Genomic DNA, 21,739 nt, shown 5'->3' on the forward strand with positions numbered 1-21,739 from the left:
AGGGTAGCCAATATTTATAAGGGCTACTTTTTTTAGATTATAAAAAAATAAATAATCTTGCCTTTTAAATTAGAAGATTGTTAACTCTCTTTTAAAAAAGAAGGATTTTTTTGAGTAATGACGTATAATATATATATAAGAATATTGTCGAAATATGTAGAAAGGACATATCTAGAAAAATGCAATGTGAAAATGCAAGAAGATTAGAGATGAGATTAGGTAGATCTTTATATTTTAAACTTAAGCTAGCAAATTATTTTAAGAAAGCAGGTGGTTTTTAAAAATACATAGTTTTAATTTTTTTTTAAGGATAAAATTGAATTTGTTAACTGAGTCTAATTTCTTGTAGAGTCTAGATTTTATAAAATAGTGGGGGGAGTAGTTAGTGTATGAAAAAACTTAGTCATAGGATTATCTTGTCAGTTTTATTGTTAATTATTATTACATGTTCAGTAATTGCTTATATAAGTATAAATCAGGCCTCCAGTAATATTGGAGATGAGGCTAGTAAAAAAATGGAAAAAGAAGCAGCTATGTATGCCAACGAATTTAGTTTACAGTTAAATACTGTGGGAAGTAAAGTTAGTACACTAGGTTCAATAATAGAAGAAACTATAGATTTAAATAATCTTTATAATGAGAATTATGTTATTTCATACAAAAAACAGATAGCTCCGATAATAAAAAATATAGCTGAATCCAGTGAAGGTGTTAATGGGGTATATATCTTTTTTAACCCTGAAGTTGTTGGTTCAGAGTCAGCACATGACATTTATTATTATGATGAAAAAGCTAATGGGAAATTTAAGCGAGTAAAGGAAAAGGATATAGAGGAATATGATGAGAGTTCTGGAGAGATGGATTGGTTTTATAGCCCATATAGAGAGGGTAAACCGTGTTGGACAGAACCGTTCTATTATGAACATATCGATGATACTGTAATTTCTTATGTGAAAGCAGTAGTGATAAATGGGAAATTTATAGGTGTTATAGGTATGGATTTTAGTTTTAATGACATACAAAATACAATAAATGCGGTTAAGTCATATCAGACAGGATTTGCTTACTTAATGAACGAAAAAACGGAGTTTATAGTACATCCTGAATATGATAATACAGAATCACTCTACAGTCTGGGCTTGACAGGAGCGGCTGAAAAGATACAGGGAAATAATAGTGGTATATTTATTAATAAAGATCAGGGGAAAGAGCTGTACAATAGTTATGCAAAACTAAGTAATGGGTGGATAATGGTAATAGCTGCCCCGCGGAGTGAAGTTTTCGCAAAAATTAGTTCCCTAAGGAATTTTATCTTAATTATAACTATTATTATATTAATAATATCTGCTATTATAATGTATCTTCTAGGTAATAGTATTGCCAGGCCTATAAATGAAATGGCCAGGATTATTGATAAATTATCTAATTATGACCTATCCTTTGAACAGAATAGTAAGGCTATTAAGTATTTAAAGAGAAAAGATGAAATTGGGCAGATTAGTAATGCGTTGTCTGTTATGCAGAAAAATTTTATTGAACTGATACAGTCAATAAAGGATGTTTCCAACCAAGTAGCTGCTTCGAGTGAAGAGCTATCTGCCAGTGGGGAACAGGTTGGGGAAACAGCTGAACAGGTCGGTGCTGCAATTCAGAATGTGGCTTCAGGTGCTGAAGAACAATCAGCTCAGGTAGAAGAAACTACCAGTAACATTGAAGACATGATAGAACAGATTGAACAAATAGATGTTAATAGTAATACTATGATTGATTCAGCGGAAAATGTTATGGAACAAATTGGAGTAGGTAACAAAGCAGTAAAAAAATCTATTTTACAAATTAATGAAGTTAGTAGTGATACCAGGGAGGTTGCTCATATTATACAAAATTTGGGAAATATCTCTGATGAAATAGGTGGTATTATTGAAATTATTAATGGTATAGCAAACCAAACTAACCTTCTTGCTTTAAATGCTGCAATTGAAGCTGCCCGTGCAGGGGAAGCTGGAAGAGGATTTAGTGTAGTGGCCGATGAAATTAGAGAACTGGCTGAAGATTCAACTGAATCAACTGAGAGAATAGCTGGCTTGATAAAACAGATTCAAGGGAGTGTAAAAGAGGCAGTTGGTAAAATGGATGAAAACATAAAAACTGTTAATAATAGTGTTAATTCCATCGAAGATAACGGAAAGATATTTAATAGTATAAGTGAGCTGTCAAATAAACTTATGGATATGATTAATGGGGTTAAAAGAGATGCCAGCGACCTGGCAGTAAGGAGTGATCAAGTAATAGCAGCTATAAATAATGTTGCTGCAGTAAGCCAGGAAGCAGCGGGCAATTCTGAAGAAGTAGCTGCGTCAAGTGAAGAACAGGTTGCAGCAACAGAAGAGATAGTGGCAGGTACTAAGTCATTGGCTGATATGGCTGATGAGTTGGCAAATCAGGTGAATAAATTTAAAATATAGGTGGGAAATATTATTTTCCATATAATATTAATATTAGATAATGATTTAATACTATGATTATCAGTTTAATTTTTTAGCTACCTAAAGGTTGCAGGTGAATTGCTTTCATTTGCAATCTTTTTTTATTTTCTACAGTTCTTCATGTGGATTAGAGTCTTTTACCGGCTGTTCTTTTAGATTGTAGTTTGATTACTGTGTAAAGAATGACTCCTAGAATATGAAAAAATTTTCTTAATAGTTTAGTAGGACATTTAAAAATTAAGAAATGGACAGTGATTTTAATTTGAAAAACTTGATCATTATCTTTCAATTGATAGATACATTTGGTATAATCAATCAGAGGTTAAATGACCTCATTTTGTTTTTTGGTCTGGCTTATATTTATTATAGTTGGGGTGATATAAAAATGAATTTATCCTTTTTAAACAAACAAAAAAGTGATGGGAAAAAATCTATTCGGGCCAGGATCACCCTTATATTTATTTTAGTGATTATGATTATGACTATAGCCTTCTTTTTTTTCATGATGAGAAAAGATATGATCAGTAATGTATATCAGAAAGATATGGATACAAATCTTAAGCTGAATCAATTATCCCTGGAATTAAATAATAACTCCAGGATATTTAATTTGTATTTTCAGACCAGGGATCAGGAAGATTTAAATAGTTATATTGAGTCAAGAAATATGATAAGAGAATTGGTGGTTGAGTTAAAAGATAATGTAGCTGAAGATAAAGACAGTCGTATTTTTTACAGGACACTCTCTAATATGCTGGTTTATCATGATGAATTAGTTAACGAAATATTTAATAATAAAATATCAAATGCTGAGACTTATCAAATTTTAACTGATCTTAGAACCCTTTATTCATATATGAATAGTCATGCCCAAAAATTAATCATTTCCTATCAGGACTACAGCAGTAGTAAATATATGAATTTATTAGAGGAATATCAAGCTATGGAACGACGAATATATACGTTAACTATTCTAACCAGTATTATCTGTCTTTTTTTTGCTCTGGTTCTTTCTAATGATATTTTAAAAACAATAGATAGGCTTTCAGCCTCTGCCCGCTCTTTATCAGCAGGCCACTGGGAGGTTCGCGATATAAAAGAAAATAAATACCGTGAATTGAATATTATGGGTCAGACTTTTAATTTAATGAAACATAATATCAATAAATTTATCAAGGAGCTGAAGCAAAAATCTGAACTGGAAAATAAATTAAACAAAGAAAAACTTGCCAGTGTTGAAAAAGATAGATTAATTAAAGAGACCCAGTTAATGAATTTGCAGATGCAGATAGACCCTCATTTTCTTTTTAATACGTTAACTACAGTTGCCAGAATAGCTTTATTTGAAAAGGCAAGAAAAACAGAAAGACTAATTGTTGCTATTTCTAGAATTTTAAGATATAACCTTGATAATAAGGGAAAAATGGTAGAAATAACTCAGGATTTGGAGGTACTGCAGGCATATTTATCAATCCAGCAAATTCGTTTTCAATCACAGATGAAGTTTAATATCCAAATAGAAGGAAATATTGCGGGTATATTGGTCCCGCCCATGATACTGCAACCAATTGTAGAAAATGCCATAATTCATGGACTGGCAGATATAGATGAAAATGGGAGAATAGATATTAAAGTTATTAAAAAAGAAAAATACCTAGAAATTAAAATAATAGATAATGGAAAAGGTATTGATTCAGAATACCTTAAAAATATTTTTCAAAAAAAGGGTGGTAACAGGGGAAGATCAACAACAGGTCTGGGTCTGGCAAATGTGAAAAAACGTCTTGAATTGCATTATGGAGAAGAGTTAATCAGCATAAATAGTGTTTTAGGTCAAGGAACAGAAGTTATAATCCAAATTCCACTGAGAAAGGGGGGATATAGATGATTAAATTAATGATTGCTGAAGATGAATATATGGAAAGAAAGGCTCTTAGGTATTTTCTGAATAAGTATTATAGTTCTGAAATTCAAATAGTTGCAGAAGTTGCCAATGGGGAGAATGCTTTAAGTCAGGCCCTTATACAAAAGGTCGATATTATTTTATTAGATATTCAGATGCCTAAGTTAGATGGTTTAAAGGCTGCGGAATTAATAAAGGAAGATTTTGCTGATATCGAAATAATAATTCTCACTGCCCACAGCAAATTTGAGTATGCAAAAAAATCAATTCATATTGGGATTAGCGATTATCTAGTTAAACCCTACCTGGAAGAAGAGTTTCGGGAAGTTTTAGATAAAACCATTGAGAAAATCAAATCTAAAAAAAAGAAAAAATCTAGTCAGTTAAATCTAAAAAATAAACTAGCAGAATTAACACCATTACTAGAACAGGAAATAATCCTGGAAATCATTTACGGAACTAGTTCATCCTTAAAAAAATTTGTGGAACATAAAAAATTGTTGGACATTAATTCTAATAACTATATGTTTCTGATTATTGGTGCATCTGATTCCTGCATGTATCATAAAGAATTATTGTTTAAAATTAAAAAGAAAATTAATAGAATTATTGATCGAATTATTGCTTCTATAGCCCTGCAGGATATGGTGTTTTTATTATTAGATGATGAAATTGCTAGGATAAAAGAGTCCAGAGAATTTAAGGAGCTTATCTTTGAGCTTAAATGTGATTTTAAACTTAACTACCATACTGAGATCATAATTGCTCAAAGTCAGATATATAATGAGGTAGGGGATATATATCATTCTTATAATCAAGCTAAGTCTGTTTTAATGGATGAAGGAAATAAGATTAAAAAACCATATCAAAGAGAAAAAGTTATTTGTGGTAAAATTATTGACCGGGATCTTGATGCTGCTATCAAAGAATTTAATAATATCTTCAGTATTTTGATAGAATGCTATGGTAAAAATGCAGGAAAAATAAAAAAATACCTAAAAGAATTTATTATTTTGCTTAATAGGGATATTAAAGATTATTTTGGTAGTGACATTGAGTTGTTTAGTACACAGCAAGTAGAAAAAGAGATATTTTCTTTTGAAGACCTTTATGATATTAAGATATATATACAGCATCTAATAAGTAAAGTTGTATCGATTATATTAGAATATCAAAAAGATGGCAAAAATCAAGTTATAGAAACAGTTAAAAACTATATAAAGGAAAATTATAATGAAGATATTAGTTTAAGCGAAATGGCTGAATATACCTCGTTTAGCCGTTACTATTTAAGTAGATTGTTCAAAGAGATTGAGGGTATTAATTTTAAAGATTATCTAATTAAGGTTAGGATGGAAAAGGCTAAAGAACTATTAAAAAGCGGGGAAAAAATAAAAGACATAGCTGATTTAGTTGGATATTCAAACCCCAATTATTTTAGTAGTGCCTTTAAAAAATATACAGGTATTTCCCCTACAAAGTATTTAAAAGCTTGATTTTTTAAATAATAATTTAAAAAAGGCAAGAAATTATAGAAAACAGCAATAAAACATATAGTTTTGATAATTTATAATTGATAGAATTTAATTAATAAATTATTAAGGGGGAAGAGAAAGTGAAAAAAATATTTGTGTATGTTTTATTGGCTACCTTAGTATTTTCATTAGGAGCACAGGCTGCGGAGATTACTCTACGTTTAGCAGACAATCAACCAGAAGGATATCCTACTGTTGTTGGAGCTAAAGAATTTGCCCGTCTGGTAGAAGAGAGAACTGATGGAAGAATTAAGATCGATGTATATGCAGGTGGAATTCTGGGAGATGAGAGTTCTACTATAGAACAGGTGCAATTTGGTGCTATTGACTTTGTAAGGACATCTATTACTCCAATGGCTAATTTTGAACCTGCTATGAATGTTTTATCATTACCTTATCTTTATCCAAGTGAAGAATATATGTTTCAGGTTCTCCAGGGAGAGATTGGGGAAAGTGTCCTTGATGGATTAAAAGATGCTGGTATTATAGGTCTTACCTGGTATGATTCAGGTGCGCGTAGTTTTTATATTGCTGATAAAAAAGTAACAGGTCCTGAAGATTTGAAAGGATTAAGGATTCGTGTGCAGGAAAGTCAGTTAATGATGGATATGGTAGAGGCATTGGGTGCATCCCCAACTCCAATCTCCTGGGGTGAAGTTTATAGTGCCTTACAGACTGGTGTAGTTGATGCAGCTGAGAACAACTACCCTGGTTGGTATTATAATAGTCATCACGAAGTAGCACCTAATTTCGTAGAAGATGAACACAATCGTATTCCAGAGTTGATTATTATGAGCAAAATCACCTGGGATAGTCTGAGTGAAGAAGACCAGAAGATTATTAAACAGGCTGCAGTTGAATCAACTGAAGTTCAACGTGAAGCCTGGGATGCTAGAACAGAAGAGGCCAAAAGACAGGCTGTAGAAGAAGGGGCAAACATTACCACCCTGACAGCTGAACAAAAACAGGCCTTTCAGGATGCTGTAATGGATCTTTATCCAAAATACAGTGCAGGATATGAAGACCTGTTAGATAGTATTCTTAATTTTGAAATGGAAGAATAGAGTTAGTTAATAATAAATATTAATATTCAAATCAAGGGTGGGGAATCTTTTCTCCACCTTTTATAAAGGGTGGAAAAGAATGAATAAAAAAGAAAAAAATCAGGGAGCCCTTGTTAAGGGTTTAGATTTTTCAGAAAAGATGATTAGTTATATCGCCATGTTATTTTTAGTAATAATGATACTTATAGTTAGTACTACAGTTTTTACCAGATATGTTTTTAATTATACCTTTCGCTGGTCAGATGAGGTTGCACTCTTAATGATGATCTGGTTTGGTTTTATTGGGCTTGCACTGGGTGTTAAAAATTCTATTCACTTAAGTATTGAATATTTCATGAGTCTTATTCCTGATAAGTATCAAAAATATATTTATCAGTTAGAGAATGTTTTAGTGGCTTTTTTTGGCTGGTTTATGCTCAAATATGGGTATCAATTATATATGAGAACAAAAGCCACCAGATTGCCGGCAACCCAATGGTCAAGGGGTTTATTATTTATTATGCTTCCGATTTCAGGTGCCCTGGTACTATTATATTCCCTTGGTAAAATGTTTAATTTTATAAAACAAAAAGAGACTAAAACTGCTGCGGTTGCAAAAGATGAAGATGATAAAGGGGGGAATTAAATTATGGACACAGCGATTATAATCTTATTAGGTTCTTTCTTAGTGATGTTAGTTCTTAGAATCCCTATTGCCTTCAGTCTTGGTATATCAACACTACTTACAGCCTTTTATGTAGGTTTACCTCCTATGGTAGTAGCACAGCAGATGGTAAAGGGGATTAATTCTTTTTCTTTGATGGCTATCCCTTTCTTTATTATAGCAGGAGAGATTATGGGTCAGGGTGGGATATCTGACCGTTTAATCAAATTTTCCAATGTGATGATCGGATGGATGCGCGGGGGGCTGGCTATGGTTAATATTTTAGCCAGTATGTTTTTTGGTGGGATTTCTGGTTCATCAGTAGCTGATGTTTCTTCTATTGGTACTATTCTTATACCAATGATGGAAAAGAATGGCTATGATAAAGATTATTCAATAAATGTAACTATTACTTCATCAGTACAGGGAATTATTATTCCCCCCAGTCATAATATGATTATATATGCCCTGGCGGCAGGTGGGGGAATTTCTGTTGCTAAATTATTTTTGGCGGGTGTTGTACCTGGTGTCTTGCTTGGTATAGCTTTAATGATCTTGAGTCATCATATAGCTGTTAAAAGGAATTATCCGAGAGAAAAAAGGGTTTCTTTTAAAGAATCTTTGAAGATTGTTCGGGATAGTATTCTTGGTCTGCTAACAGCATTTATTATTATTGGTGGGGTAACAAGCGGTATTTTTACAGCTACAGAATCAGCTGCCATTGCTGCCGTCTATGCCTTTATAATTACTTTTTTTGTCTATAAAGATATACCTCTCAAACAAATGGTTGGTATTTTGAGGAATTCTTTAAGTACACTCTCTATGGTTGTAGCAATAATTGCTACTTCCAGTGCCTTTGCCTGGATGATGTCCTATCTACAGGTGCCAAAGATGATTACAGAGGCTTTACTAAATCTTTCTAATAATCCGATTATTATTCTTCTAATTGTTAATGTAATATTACTGTTGCTGGGAACAATTATGGATATGGCTCCATTAATTCTTATTGCAACACCAATCCTACTGCCTGTTGTGACAAGTGTTGGTATGAATCCAATTACTTTTGGTGTGGTAATGATGTTAAATCTGGGGGTAGGTTTACTTACACCCCCGGTGGGTTCAACACTCTTTGTAGGTTGTTCTATTGGTGGTGCTTCAATTGAGCGCATAGCCAGAAAGTTAATTCCTTTTTATCTGCTCTTAGCAGTTATGGTTTTATTGTTAACTTTTATTCCAGAACTGACATTATGGCTGCCTAATTTTCTGATGGGATAGTATGGTAATAAAATACAATCTATTATCTCAATTAGATATATAAGATTTAAAATAAAAACCTCTGTAAAATTACAGGGGTTTTTAAAGTTAAACTGTTGACTATTTTTGATTCTTAGTATAATAATCCAATGGGATATAGATTATTTTACTTATATTGTTTTTATTTGTCTTAATATTAACTTGTTCAATAGCATAAGGAGCATCAATAGTAATTGGTGTAAACTTTAATCTGGTTTGATATAAATATTGAAATATGAATTCCATATTAAAATAATTTGCAGAGATAATAAATTTGATATATTTGTATGCTGGTATCTTTTTCCCAAGAAAAATAGAAGGGGTATCTTCTGGTAAAGGGGCCTTATATGCTATTAGTTTGGGTTGCATATGACGATAGTTTATAGGATTAAAGTAAATGATAAATTTTTCTGGATTTTCTTTTGCAGTTTTCAACTTGTTTGTAATTTGATTTTGTAATTTATTAGTGATTTTTTTATTTGTAACTAGACCTACAAAATAAAGAGCCTTTTCATTTATAATTTCTGTTTTAATATTAACCATGATGTTATTTATATAATCCAGATATTCTTGGGTTATTGCTTGTTTAAGTACTAATTTATCCAGGTCTTTTTTAGTTTTGATATGGCTGGGTAGGTAGTTAAACATTTTTGTAAAGGCTCTTGTGAAGGTTTCATGGCTGTTAAATTGATATTCAAAGGCTATATCGATAATTTTTTGCTCATTATTGATTAATTTTTTTGCAGCAATCGATAATCTGCGTCTCATTATATAATCATAGGGACTATGCCCTGTAGTTTTACTAAAAATACGAGAAAAATAATAAAGAGAATAACCAATATGATTAGCAATTTTTTCGACAGACAAATCATTTTTCAAGTTATTTTCGATGTATTCAACAGCTTTATAGATATCTTCAATCTTTTTCATATATTATCATCCTAAGGCTTTTTTCTTACAGGAATATAAATATCTACTGCTGATTCCTTTATTTGGTCCATTCCTTTAAAACGTTCATCATAGTATTGGATATTGTAATTATAAGGACTTTCATAACCTGAATCTGGAAGCCATTTATTATATATTTGGTTCTGCCAATCAGAATTAATTTCATTACCCTTTAGAGTGAAAACGGCATATTTGCTTGCTGGTAGTTGTTTGGCGACACAATTAAGAGGTATATATCCTATTTTTTCTACTAACACACCTACAAATACTTCATATATACCAATTTTCATTGATTCTTCTGTAGTTATAAAGACTTCTAGAGAAACATTTTTTTTGATTCTGTTTTTTATTTGCTCAGGATATTTACTTAGGAATGTTTCAAATCTATTCCATAAACGGCCTATTTCATTATTTTCATCCCAAAATGCATGATTACTAAAAGGGTCACCATAAAAATCCATTCCTAACAAAAACATTGTATTTTCATAAATGATTTTTTTTGCTTCCATACTAATTCCCCCTATTAAAGCAAGATAAGTCAAATTAAATTCCAAAGAGATTAAAAAGCTAATAATTATAGGGCAATAAAGGTCAAGATATTTTCTTTATTTCATATTATAATATTTTTAAATAAATATCAAAATATTTTTGGGGAGTTGAATTATATGAATAAGAAAGAGTTTATCATTAATCCATTAGGTTATGTAAGGCACAATGGTACAGGATTTTATCTGGAATTACTGGAGAAATATGCAGGGGCAAGCAGGGGGTTAGAGGGGTTTAATTACATTAATGTTTTGTGGTGGGCTAATCTAACTGATGGAAATGAATATAGAGCAATTTTGGAGTGTGAACAACCTTATAAGGGAGCACCTGAAAAAGTAGGGGTTTTTGCAACGAGATCTCCGGGTAGACCTAATCCCATTTCACTATCATCGGTAAATGTACTAAGCTTTGAAAAAGGGAAGATACATGTAGCTTATATAGATGCTGAAGATGGAACACCAATAATTGATATAAAGCCATATCATCCGTCATTAGATAGAATTAGGGATGTGAAAGTACCTGATTGGTGTAGTCATTGGCCGAAATGGTATGAAGACTCAGCAGATTTCAATTGGGAAGCTGAGTTTATAAGTGCAAGGTAATGGTTCAAAATAAAGACTAAATATGATATAATAAATATCTCAGAGATAAAAAATTATAGTGAAGAACATTTTAAAAAGACCTTTTAATAAGCCCAAATTTGTGAAAAGGTGCTGTATAAGATAAGAAAACAGCACCTTGATTTTCTTTATAGTCCAGTTTACAGAGTACATTTAATGGAGGAGTCCCAAAAAATGAATAGATGTTCTTGGTGTGAAAAAAATGACTTATATATTAAATATCATGATCAAGAATGGGGGGTACCTGTATTTGATGATAGAAAATTATTTGAATTTCTTATTCTTGAATCGGCTCAAGCTGGCCTTAATTGGCTGACCATTTTAAAAAGAAGGGAAAATTACCGCAAGGCATATAACAATTTTGATCCGGTTAAAGTAGCTTCATATGATGATAATAAAATTGCAGAATTAGTTAGTAATCCCGGAATCATTAAATATAAAAGAAAGATTGAAGCATCTATTAACAATGCTAAATGTTTTATAGAAGTTCAGCATGAATTTGGTAGTTTCTCTGATTATATCTGGGGATTTGTGGATTTTAAGCCGATTATAAATACCTTTACAGATTTAACTGAAGTACCAGCCCAAACGAGTTTATCTCAAAAAGTAGACGAAGACCTTAAAAAAAGGGGGTTTAAATTTATTGGGCCGACGATTATTTATGCCTATTTACAGGCAATTGGTATTGTCAATGATCACCTACAATCTTGTTTTCGTTATAAAGAAATAATTAGTAGTTACCCTGAATATTAAGGTAATATAATTACTCTTATATAAAATCTTTTTTTCTCTTTTCAAGTTTTCTATTGAGATTCTTATAATAGCGGTTTGTTGAAAAAACTTGACCCAGATACTAAATAAAAATAATTATAATGTTGATACAGTGCATGATAGAGAAATTGGAGTTTAAACTTAGTTTACATTTTTATTTTAGTATATTGATTAGTGTTATTAAGCTTTTGTTTATTTTATTTATAAAGAGGGGGATATTACTTTGAGTACAATATTAGTAGTGGATGATGACCCACATATTCGAGAATTACTCAGAGTGTTTTTGAAAAAAGAAGGTTTTGATACGCAGGAAGCATTAGACGGAGAGGAAGCCCTTGTCAAATTAGAACAAGTAAAAGTAGATCTTGTAATTCTTGATATAATGATGCCAAAGATGGATGGTTGGCAATTGTGCAAAGAACTTAGGGGGTATTATGATATTCCTATATTAATGCTGACCGCAAAAGGGGAAACTAGTCAAAAAATCAAGGGATTTCAATTAGGTACTGATGATTACTTGGTTAAACCCTTTGAACCAATGGAACTGGTAATGAGGGTTAAGGCTTTATTGAAGAGGTATCAAATTGCTGTTTCACAAAAAGTAAAGATCGGAAAATTAACAATGAATCATAAAACATATGAAACTTTAGTGGGGAGTAAAATATTAGATCTACCCCTTAAGGAATTTGAACTCCTATTTAAACTGGCCAGTTTTCCTGGAAGGACTTTTACCAGAGACCAACTAATCGAAGATATCTGGGGTTATGATTTTGACGGTAATGAACGAACACTGGATGTACATATTAGCCGTTTGCGGGAGCGGTTTCCAGAGGAGGAATACTCCTTTAAAATTAAAACTATTCGGGGTTTAGGTTATCGTCTAGAGGTATTTTCATGAAGGCAAAGCATAAGATCTCTGGTTTAGTAAGATTTATATTAATGTTAATATTTTTGGTTATCATGTATTCAGCAGCTTTTTTCATAACAGATTATATATATAAAATATTGGACTGGGAACTCAATGAGTTGTTAAATCAGATTATAAATTCAATTTTTGGTTTGATTTTAACTGGTCTAATGCTGAGTATTATTCGAAAGATTGCCCTCTCCAAAGGGTGGATGCAGAAAAGGGATGCATTTGGGACAATAATTGAAGCCGTGGAAAGAATAGCAACTGGAGATTTTAGTATCAGGTTGGACGATGACGATATTCATGAACATTACCCGGTAGCTAAGTTAAGGGAAAGTGTAAATAAGATGGCCCTGGAACTGGATAAGATGGAAAATATGCGTCAGGAGTTTATATCTAATGTATCTCATGAGATTCAATCCCCCTTGACTTCTATTAGTGGTTTTGCAGAAATACTGGGAAATGAAGGACTTAGTTTAGAGGAGAGACAACACTATCTGGGTATTATTCGGATAGAGAGTAAAAGGTTATCAAGGTTAAGTGATAATTTGCTCCAATTAGCATCACTGGATGCGGAAACAATTAAGTTTGAACCAGAGGTATATCATTTAGATGAACAGGTTAGGAATCTTATTCTGGCATGTGAGCCTCAGTGGGCGGTAAAAAAGGTTGAAATAGAGCTTGTGCTGGATAAGGTAAGTATTACTGCTGATAAGGATATGTTGACACAGGCCTGGATTAATTTAATTAATAATAGTATTAAGTATACACCTGAGGGTGGAAGGATAAAGATTGAGTTATATCAAAAGTCCAAAAAAGTACTTTTTAAAATAACGGATACAGGAATTGGTATTGCTGAAGAAGACCAGAAGCATATCTTTGAACGTTTTTTTAAAACAGATAAATCTCGACAGCGTTCAAAAAAAGGAAATGGTTTAGGACTGTCCATAGTTAAAAAAATAATAGATATGCATCATGGTGAAATTGAAGTTGATAGTAAGCTGGGAGAAGGAACAAGTTTTACAGTATTGCTGCCAGTTAAACAATAGTGAAAACAAAATATAAAATTGTTTGAAATACAGTCTGAAGGTATTAGAAGACTGTATTTTTTTATGTCAGGTAAATTATATTTATCTTGGGAATAAGTAATATTTACGTTTTAAGTTTAAATTCAGTTTAAATTGCTATTATATTATTTTAGATGAAGGGAGAGGTTAAGATGATTGAAGTGAAAAACTTTACAAAAAAATACGGAGATTTTATAGCAGTTGATAATATTTCTTTTAATGTGGAAGAAGGAACAATATTTGCTTTTCTGGGCCCAAATGGGGCCGGCAAATCGACAACTATTAATACCCTTTGTACGATACTTGATAAGACAGAGGGCGAATTAACTATCAATGGGAACGATGTAAACAGGCATAAGTCCAGAGTGCGCAAGGATATTGGGATTGTATTTCAGGAGTCAACCCTTGATAAACAATTAACAGTAGAAGAAAATCTTAAATTGCACTGTGATTTTTATAGTATATCTAAATATCAAGTAAAAGAGAGAATTGATTTTGCACTGGAACTGGTAGATTTGCTGGAATGGCGGAGATCTCCTGTTAATAGTCTTTCTGGTGGTATGAAAAGGAGGGTAGAGATTGCCCGTGGTCTGGTACATTATCCCAGAGTATTATTTCTTGATGAACCGACTGCTGGACTTGATCCGCAGACGCGGGCTAATATCTGGGATTATATCTGTAAGCTGCAGCAAGAAAAAAATATTACCATTTTTTTAACCACACATTATATGGATGAAGCTGAAATATGTGATATGGTAGCTATTATAGATCAAGGTCAAATTGTTGCCTTTGATACACCTGATAATCTTAAAAATTTATATACTACAGCAACTATAAAGGTTAAAGTGTCTGAAAAAAAGGATTTAGAAGAATATCTTAAAGGACAATCTATCAATTACCAATTGGCAGATAAGCAATTTACTATTGTTTCATCAGCACTTAATGAAACCTTAGAAATTATTTCAAGATTTAAATTTTTAATCATAGATATAGAAGTTTATAAAGGGACTTTAAATGATGTGTTTCTGGCTATAACTGGAAAAGAAATCAGGGAATAACAAATAGAAAGGGGATTAAAAAACTATGCGTGCAGTAAAAGCAATATTGATTAGAAATTTAATAAATTTTTCGAGAGATAAAATGAAATTATTTTTTACAATATTGATGTCAATTTTATTTCTCTTTATATTTTCCTTTGTAATGAAGTCAGCAGCTATTGGGGTAGAGAAACCATTAGATTATCTGATAACTGGTATAATAATAATGACGGTCTTTCAGTCTGCTCTAAGTAATTCCATGAATACCCTGGAGGATATTTCCAGCGGATTCATGAAAGAAATTCTGGTTTCCCCGGTAAGTAGATGGCAGATTTCTATAGGGCAAATTCTTTCATCATCAATTATTGCGGTATTTCAGGGTTTGATAATAATTGTAATAGCTTTAATTATGGGTCTAAGAATTGATCTATTTCATCTGATAGAAATGAGTGCTTTTATGATTATAGTAGGGATTACTTTTAGTTCAATAGGTTTATATGTAGCAACTCTGGCTAAAAGTTCAACAACATTTCAACTAATGATAAATGTATTTGTAATGCCCTTGACCTTTTTATCAGGGGCGTATATTCCAATAACAGTAATGCCGGGGTTTTTAAAGCCGATAGTATATTTAAATCCTCTGAGTTATATAACAGCTATTTTTCGATATATTTCTTTACAAATGGAGACATCATCTTCCTTAGAACTAATCAAGGCAGGTGTAGCATTTAGTATTAAAGGCTTTACTATTTTGCCATATATGGGATTGTTTATTATACTAGCCATATGTTTAATATTTTTTGGATTATGTGTTTACCAGTTTAATAAAGCAGATTTTTCTCGTGTTCAGGTTTTTACCCATAGACATTAAAGAGTTGAATAGAATAATTAAGCAGGGTGGTAAATTATATATTGAGGATGGACATCAATCCCGTGAAGAGTCTTTGAAAAAAATAAAAGAGTCTAGTTTGTGGGAAATAGAGGCTAAAAAGGATACTTATTTGATATGTAAGGCAGTTAAATATTAAAATTTAATAGGTGTTAATAATATTTTTTAATGAGGGTTTTGGATAATAGTTCAAATGCCTTCTTTTTTTATTTGCTCTTATATAAGGGTATTATTGTGGTATTTCTAAAAGAAAAAGCACTTAATATAGCTTGTGTTTAGTTGATTTTAGTTTATAAATAGTATATAATTGAATTATAATTAATAATTCTGGAGGTGAGATCATGTCAGAACAAAAAGAGCTGATAACTGCTCAGGATCTGGCTGAAAGTCTGGATCTTTCTGTTGAAACTATCTGGAGGTATACAAGAGAGGGGAAAATACCCTTTATTGAACTGGGTAAAAAACAATACCGTTATAAACTGGCTGATGTTATTAAAGCATTGACTGATCCGGTTGTTAAAGAATCAAAAGCTGATTATAAAACAGGAAATCAGAAAAATTTTACATATCAGGATTATTTGAAACTTCCGGAGGAGCCAGGTTATCAGTTTGAAGTACTGGAGGGCTGTCTAGTTAAGGAACCATCTCCAAATGTTATGCACCAGCGGGTTTCCCGCAGGCTCCAGCGAATTCTAGAAGATTATTTCTATAAAATTGATCATGATGGGGAAATTTTTAATGCGCCTTTAGATGTAACTTTCTCTAATACAACTGTAGTCCAGCCTGATTTATTTTATATATCAGCTAATCAAAATAAGATAATAAAAGAAAAACGGATTGATGGTTCACCTGTACTGGTAGTTGAAATTATTTCTCCCTATAACCCCCGTAAGGATCGACTGCAAAAGATGCGAATTTACCAGAAAGCCAAAATAAAACACTACTGGCTGGTAAATCCAGAAGAGAGAACCCTGGAATGTTTTGCTCTTCGTAATAATGCTTATACTTTGCTTGCTTCGGGGATGGATGAAGATATTGTAGAACATCCAGATTTTCAAAATTTAAGTATTCCCTTAGAAAAATTGTGGCATAAAAGTAGTATGTAATTTTCTAATCCTCTATTTTTTGAGTATATGCAGGGTTTTCATTTTTTAGGTCTAAATATAATGAACCATCTGTATTTAGTGATGCTAAAATGACTTTTGATAGGTCATCAATATTTTGCTTATATAACTCTTTATATAGCCAGTTAAGATCCAGATTGTTTTGTTTTAGGTTTTGTTCCAGAACTGTACCGTCTTTGATTAATTCAGTGGCTAGCCCCTGGTAACTAGTTTTTAGACCCAGGTCTTTAGGGGTTACAGGCTTATAAGGTGTTTTCTTGAGTACACTTAATTTACCATCTGCCTCTAATACAGCAAATTCTACTTCATTTAAATTAAAAACCTTATTTTCCCTTAATTGCATTTCTAGGGCATCCAGTGTATATCTGGCTTTTAACATGTTTTTTTCTAAAATTTTGCCGTTTTGAATAATTACTATGGGTTCTCCCCTAAATAACTTTCTTATTTTTAAACTTTTTAATGTTGAATATCCTAGGGCTAGAGTGCAGATAACCAGGACAACTGGACTAAGTAAAACGGCATGTCCTCTTACTTCATTTACAACATATGCCCCGGCAATTGTACCAATAGTTACCCCTGTAACAAAATCAAAAAAAGTAATTTGAGCAAGTAATTTCCTTCCTACTATCCTTGTTAATACCACTAATATTACAAAAATTATAACAGTTGTCCAGACTGCTTCAATATATTCCTGCAATATAATTTCACCCCTTAAATTACTCTAATTGAAAAGCGGATTGTTGTTACTTTTTCCGATTTTAGTTGTTGTTATACAGAATGGTAGAGTATATTGAAATATTTTCTCTCTATATTCAAAAATATTTAAAGTTTATGATATTATCTTGTATCCTTAGATATACTGTGGTATTATCAAAGATAAGGTGATTTATCCTATATTTATAGTGGTGGTGTTATTAGATGATAATACTTTCTGAAATCAACTGGAAGAAATTATTGCTTTTAACTATTGTTTTTATCATGATTGTTATTATATTGCGTTTTTTCATCTTTACTTTAACCCCCTTTTTCTTTGGTTTAATTATAGCTACAATTATTGATAAACCAGTTGAGCTAATCTCAAAAAAAATTCCTCGCAGTCTTGCTGTTTTAATTATGGTTGTCCTTGTTTTAAGTGTTGTCCTCTTACTTACTTCATTTATTATTACAAACAGTGTTTATGAATTAATATATTTGTCCCGATATTTACCACAATACCGGGAACAGATAATGGATTATGTTGATGAGGCTCTATTAAAACAACAGGAGTTATTTGCTAGGATGCCTGATGTTATTTCTAATGTTTTACAGAGGAACCTGGATGCTCTTTACCGCCGAGGAGAAGATGTCTTATCCAATATTATCGAAAAAACAGTAAATATAACGTTTAATATACCGGGTTTAATTATTTTGCTCTTGTTTACTATCATATCTGCTTTTTTTCTCAGTAAAGACAAAGAAAAGATTGTTGGCTATCTTAAGAAAAAAACTAGATTCTCAGATAATAAGCAATCCAATATTGTTAATGATATCTTTAGTTATATCAGGGTTCAATTACTTATAATGAGCAATACTACTGTGTTAACTGCTATGGTATTTTATTTTTTGAACTATCCCTATGCAATCTTATTAGCTCTTTTATCAGGTGTACTGGATTTGATTCCAGTGGTAGGACCTGGTGCAGTCCTCTGGCCGATGATAATATACAATGTAATTTTTAACCCTAAAAATGCTGTGGTAGTATTTATTCTTTATTTAATTATAATTGGCGCCAGACCAACACTGGAAAGCAGGATTTTGGGGAGGAATATAGGGGTTTCACCAATAATTCTTCTACTGGGGTTTACCTTGGTTTAATTACCTTCGGCTTTCAGGGTGTTATACTGGCACCTATTTCCATAATTATATTTAAGTCTATTCTAAATACGGGGATAGATTTCTAATTGACTTTGCATAGTTTGATAGGGTGGTGCATATTATTTTATTAAAGTTTTGTTGACAAATAGAGGTTTATATAATAAAATTAATATCGTTATATCTAAATATATAAATATAATTTTAAATTTAGGGGGGATTAAGATATGGGTAGGATAAACCTTAGTATAAATCAATCTTTTACTCTAATTAAAAAATACGCCTGGATATTAACTTTAGTAGTAGCAATTGGTGGTCTGTGGTATCCGAGATTGGGTCTCCTGGTTATGCCAATCATGATATCCCTGATTACAATGTCATTCTTTAAAGGACGGTACTGGTGTGGCAATTTCTGTCCACATGGGAGTTTTTTTGATCAATTATTAAGTTCATTCAGTAAAAATAGGAAAATCCCTGGAGTTTTTAGGTCAAAGATAATAGCAGTCCTATTTTTCCTGTTTTTTTCATATAATTTGGGCAGAAGGTTTCTGAATACAGCAAAATTATGGGAGACAGTAGAATTCTGGGATAAATTAGGCTTTATTTTTGTAGCCAGCTATCTGATGGTAGTAATTGTTGGTGGAGGGCTAAGTATTTTTATTAGTTACCGCACCTGGTGTCATATCTGTCCAATGGGTACAATGCAGAGAATGTCTTATAGCCTGGGGAAATTACTTGGTATTGCTAGAAAAACCGACAGTAAGGTCACTATCAGTCGGAAAGATTTATGTGTTAGCTGTGGTAAATGTGCAGCAGTTTGCCCGATGCAGCTTAGCCCATACACAGGCTTTTCAGAGATGAAACAGTTTGATAATGAATTATGTATCAGGTGTTCAAAGTGTGTGGAAAATTGTCCCTTAGGGATATTAAGTTTAGCTAAAGAGGCATAAGATGTGATTATATAAAAAGGGAGGTGTTGTTCACCTCCCTTTTTATAATTTATTTATATCTGACCGGACAAAAATTGTACTATGAGGGATACCAGTACCACGATAAGTGATACAATAAAACCCAGAATCATTGGTTGGATTCCTGATTGAAGCATTTTCCTGAGGTTGGTTTTGAGACCTACAGCAGCCAGGGCCATAGCCATTAAAAATTTGCTGCCCTGTTTAATAGGTGTATACAGATTGGCTGGAATAAGTCCCAGGGTATTTATAATTGAGCCCAGGACAAAGATTAATATAAACCAGGGGAAGAGATTGCTAAGCCCTGGAGTTGCTTTTCCACTGGATAGCTTTTTTTCCCTGTTATGATAGCTTGTAATAATAGAGAAAAGCAGAGTAATGGGTACTATAGAAGTAGTTCTGGTAAGTTTTACAATAGTAGCAAAGTTCCCGGCAGCATCACTAAAGGCATAAGCAGCTGCTACAACTGATGAGGTATCATTAACAGCTGTCCCGGTCCAGAGACCGAAGGCCAGGTCTGACAAATTGAGCGCCTTCCCCATAAGTGGAAAGAGCAGGATCATCAACACATCAAAGATAAAAGTAGCTGACATGGCATAGGCTATATCGGTATCATCAGCCTCCAATACTGGGGATAGGGCTGCTATAGCTGATCCTCCACAAATACCGGTCCCTGCGCCAATAAGGTTACTTAGCTTCCAGTTTATTTTAAGTAAGTTGCCAAAAACATAGGCTGAACCGAAGGCTGCTGTCAGGGTAAAGATCATGACAAATAAGGAATATTTTCCTACTTCCAGGACCTTACTGATACTTAAACCAGTGCCTAGGAGGATAATCGCCAGGCGGAGGAGTCTTTTAGAGACAAAATCCAGTCCTTCTTTGAGTTTATTTCCTACCGGGGATATAAAATTACATAAGATACCGATAAATAACGCCAGAATACTCCCCCCAATGATAGGGACTATCTTCCCCATTAAAACCGCTATAACTGCTATCAGGCAGGTCATTCCAATACCAGAGCTTAGTTTTTTAGCCTTATTAAAATAATACATCATCAACAATCCCTTCTCTTGATTTATTAGTAGATTTTTACTTGCAAGAATTATTATAACAGAGGGTATTGTATAATTAAAATAATATGTTATTATAATATCCATAAGTAATTACTAATAGGAGGGAATAGGATTTGTTGAGCTTACGACAGCTTAGAATCTTTATTTTTGTTTGTAAAACTGGCAGTATGACGAAAACAGCTGAAGAATTATATATGACACAACCAGCTGTTAGCCAGACTATACTTGATCTGGAAGACAGATTAAATATCAGATTGTTTGACAGGATCAAGAATAGTCTGGTTCTGACAAATACAGGAGAGATACTCCTGGAATATAGTCAAAAAATAATACATTTGATGGAAGAAACAGAGGATGCAATAGACAGAATAGTCAATATAAAACAAGGCGGTCTGAGGATTGGGGCTAGTATGACTATTGGTACATATTTATTGCCGGAAATTTTAAATGGTTTCAGGGAAAGGTTTAGTGGGGTGGATTTGCCTCTGATAGTAGATAACACAGTTTTGATTATAAATAAGATTCTCAATAATGAACTGGACCTGGCCCTGGTAGAGGGACCGGTTAACTCTTCAGATATAATTGTTGAGCCTTATTGTGAAGACAGCTTATCTCTGGTCTGTTCGGTAGAACATCACTGGTCTCAACGGGATTATATAGATCCTGCAGAAATTGAAGGCGAAAAATTAATTATCAGAGAGGAAGGGAGTGGAACCAGAGACCTTATCCAGAATACTTTTTTGCAACATAATGTGTTATATAATATTGCGCACACTATAAATAATTTTGAAGCAATTAAAAAGGCTGTTTCAGCCAATATCGGTATATCTTTAATCCCGGCAATAGGTATAAAAAATGAGATAAAAAAAGGAGAACTAAAAGAAATTAGACTTGAGGATATTAGCTTTAAGCGTCTTTTTAAGCTGATTTATCACAAAGATAAGTATCTGACAGGGCTATTTAAGGAATTTTATGATTATATTTATGAATATAAGGATAAAAAACTTTAGT

The 21,739-nt window shown here is 32.5% G+C and carries 21 protein-coding genes; 17 read left to right on the forward strand and 4 right to left on the reverse strand.

What is annotated here, in order from left to right; translation table 11 throughout:
• Positions 1-389 precede the first annotated feature (389 nt).
• From D7D81_RS03415 to D7D81_RS03440, 6 genes are all read left to right on the forward strand, one after another.
• Entirely contained in the window at positions 390-2,465 is a 2,076-nt protein-coding gene (locus D7D81_RS03415) for a methyl-accepting chemotaxis protein (RefSeq protein ID WP_125987322.1), read from the forward strand.
• 283 nt (positions 2,466-2,748) lie between these two features.
• Entirely contained in the window at positions 2,749-4,374 is a 1,626-nt protein-coding gene (locus tag D7D81_RS03420; RefSeq protein ID WP_205739327.1) for a sensor histidine kinase, read from the forward strand.
• The gene (locus tag D7D81_RS03425; RefSeq protein WP_125987326.1) at positions 4,371-5,885 is read left to right on the forward strand and encodes a response regulator transcription factor; all 1,515 of its coding nucleotides are present in this window, start codon (positions 4,371-4,373) and stop codon (positions 5,883-5,885) included. Before D7D81_RS03420 ends, D7D81_RS03425 begins: the two co-directional genes overlap by 4 nt.
• Before the next feature lie 119 nt (positions 5,886-6,004).
• Entirely contained in the window at positions 6,005-6,988 is a 984-nt protein-coding gene (locus D7D81_RS03430) for a TRAP transporter substrate-binding protein (protein ID WP_125987328.1), read from the forward strand.
• A gap of 79 nt (positions 6,989-7,067) precedes the next feature.
• Positions 7,068-7,613 (forward strand): TRAP transporter small permease, encoded by a 546-nt coding sequence (locus tag D7D81_RS03435; RefSeq protein ID WP_125987330.1) that lies wholly within the window; start codon positions 7,068-7,070, stop codon positions 7,611-7,613.
• Positions 7,614-7,616: 3 nt separating this feature from the next.
• Complete coding sequence (locus tag D7D81_RS03440) at positions 7,617-8,906, forward strand: TRAP transporter large permease (RefSeq protein ID WP_125987332.1); 1,290 nt, start codon at positions 7,617-7,619, stop codon at positions 8,904-8,906.
• Between the two features lie 99 nt (positions 8,907-9,005).
• Here D7D81_RS03440 and D7D81_RS03445 read toward each other — a convergent pair whose 3' ends face one another.
• Both D7D81_RS03445 and D7D81_RS03450 read right to left on the reverse strand, forming a co-directional pair.
• The gene (locus D7D81_RS03445) at positions 9,006-9,854 is read right to left on the reverse strand and encodes a helix-turn-helix transcriptional regulator (protein ID WP_125987334.1); all 849 of its coding nucleotides are present in this window, start codon (positions 9,852-9,854) and stop codon (positions 9,006-9,008) included.
• Positions 9,855-9,865: 11 nt separating this feature from the next.
• Positions 9,866-10,381: a GyrI-like domain-containing protein gene (locus D7D81_RS03450; RefSeq protein ID WP_125987337.1), complete on the reverse strand. Its 516-nt coding sequence runs from the start codon at positions 10,379-10,381 to the stop codon at positions 9,866-9,868.
• Positions 10,382-10,537: 156 nt separating this feature from the next.
• On the opposite strand from D7D81_RS03450, the gene tsaA reads away from it, so the two are divergent.
• The 8 genes from tsaA (at position 10,538) to D7D81_RS03485 (ending at position 16,818) form a co-directional block, all read left to right on the forward strand.
• Entirely contained in the window at positions 10,538-11,020 is a 483-nt protein-coding gene (gene tsaA / locus D7D81_RS03455; RefSeq protein ID WP_125987339.1) for a tRNA (N6-threonylcarbamoyladenosine(37)-N6)-methyltransferase TrmO, read from the forward strand.
• 192 nt (positions 11,021-11,212) lie between these two features.
• Positions 11,213-11,791, forward strand: coding sequence for a DNA-3-methyladenine glycosylase I (locus D7D81_RS03460; protein ID WP_125987341.1), 579 nt, complete (start codon positions 11,213-11,215; stop codon positions 11,789-11,791).
• A gap of 241 nt (positions 11,792-12,032) precedes the next feature.
• A complete protein-coding gene (locus D7D81_RS03465) occupies positions 12,033-12,707 on the forward strand; it encodes a response regulator transcription factor (protein ID WP_125987343.1) in 675 nt (224 codons plus the stop codon).
• Positions 12,704-13,768, forward strand: coding sequence for a sensor histidine kinase (locus D7D81_RS03470; RefSeq protein ID WP_125987345.1), 1,065 nt, complete (start codon positions 12,704-12,706; stop codon positions 13,766-13,768). The genes D7D81_RS03465 and D7D81_RS03470 overlap by 4 nt, the downstream gene beginning before the upstream one ends.
• A 170-nt stretch (positions 13,769-13,938) precedes the next feature.
• Positions 13,939-14,844, forward strand: coding sequence for an ABC transporter ATP-binding protein (locus tag D7D81_RS03475; protein WP_125987347.1), 906 nt, complete (start codon positions 13,939-13,941; stop codon positions 14,842-14,844).
• Between the two features lie 25 nt (positions 14,845-14,869).
• A complete protein-coding gene (locus D7D81_RS03480; RefSeq protein WP_125987349.1) occupies positions 14,870-15,694 on the forward strand; it encodes an ABC transporter permease in 825 nt (274 codons plus the stop codon).
• 4 nt (positions 15,695-15,698) lie between these two features.
• Entirely contained in the window at positions 15,699-15,851 is a 153-nt protein-coding gene (locus D7D81_RS19420; RefSeq protein ID WP_164522099.1) for a hypothetical protein, read from the forward strand.
• Positions 15,852-16,053: 202 nt separating this feature from the next.
• Positions 16,054-16,818 (forward strand): Uma2 family endonuclease, encoded by a 765-nt coding sequence (locus tag D7D81_RS03485; protein WP_125987351.1) that lies wholly within the window; start codon positions 16,054-16,056, stop codon positions 16,816-16,818.
• Positions 16,819-16,822: 4 nt separating this feature from the next.
• Here D7D81_RS03485 and D7D81_RS03490 read toward each other — a convergent pair whose 3' ends face one another.
• Positions 16,823-17,533, reverse strand: a complete 711-nt coding sequence (locus D7D81_RS03490) for a YetF domain-containing protein (protein ID WP_125987353.1) — start codon at positions 17,531-17,533, stop codon at positions 16,823-16,825.
• A gap of 221 nt (positions 17,534-17,754) precedes the next feature.
• Between D7D81_RS03490 and D7D81_RS03495 the strand changes: the two genes are divergently transcribed.
• Both D7D81_RS03495 and D7D81_RS03500 read left to right on the forward strand, forming a co-directional pair.
• Positions 17,755-18,690 carry an AI-2E family transporter gene (locus D7D81_RS03495; RefSeq protein WP_125987355.1) on the forward strand — a complete coding sequence of 312 codons (936 nt, stop codon included), beginning with the start codon at positions 17,755-17,757 and terminating at the stop codon, positions 18,688-18,690.
• Positions 18,691-18,914: 224 nt separating this feature from the next.
• Positions 18,915-19,637 carry a 4Fe-4S binding protein gene (locus D7D81_RS03500; RefSeq protein WP_125987357.1) on the forward strand — a complete coding sequence of 241 codons (723 nt, stop codon included), beginning with the start codon at positions 18,915-18,917 and terminating at the stop codon, positions 19,635-19,637.
• A gap of 53 nt (positions 19,638-19,690) precedes the next feature.
• On the opposite strand, the gene D7D81_RS03505 is transcribed toward D7D81_RS03500, so the two are convergent.
• Positions 19,691-20,707, reverse strand: coding sequence for a putative sulfate exporter family transporter (locus D7D81_RS03505; protein WP_205739426.1), 1,017 nt, complete (start codon positions 20,705-20,707; stop codon positions 19,691-19,693).
• 134 nt (positions 20,708-20,841) lie between these two features.
• On the opposite strand from D7D81_RS03505, the gene D7D81_RS03510 reads away from it, so the two are divergent.
• Positions 20,842-21,738 carry a LysR family transcriptional regulator gene (locus D7D81_RS03510; protein ID WP_286170163.1) on the forward strand — a complete coding sequence of 299 codons (897 nt, stop codon included), beginning with the start codon at positions 20,842-20,844 and terminating at the stop codon, positions 21,736-21,738.
• The last annotated feature ends 1 nt before the right edge of the window (position 21,739 follow it).

This window comes from Halocella sp. SP3-1 (assembly GCF_003953885.1).
Taxonomy (GTDB): domain Bacteria; phylum Bacillota; class Halanaerobiia; order Halanaerobiales; family DTU029; genus Iocasia; species Iocasia fonsfrigidae.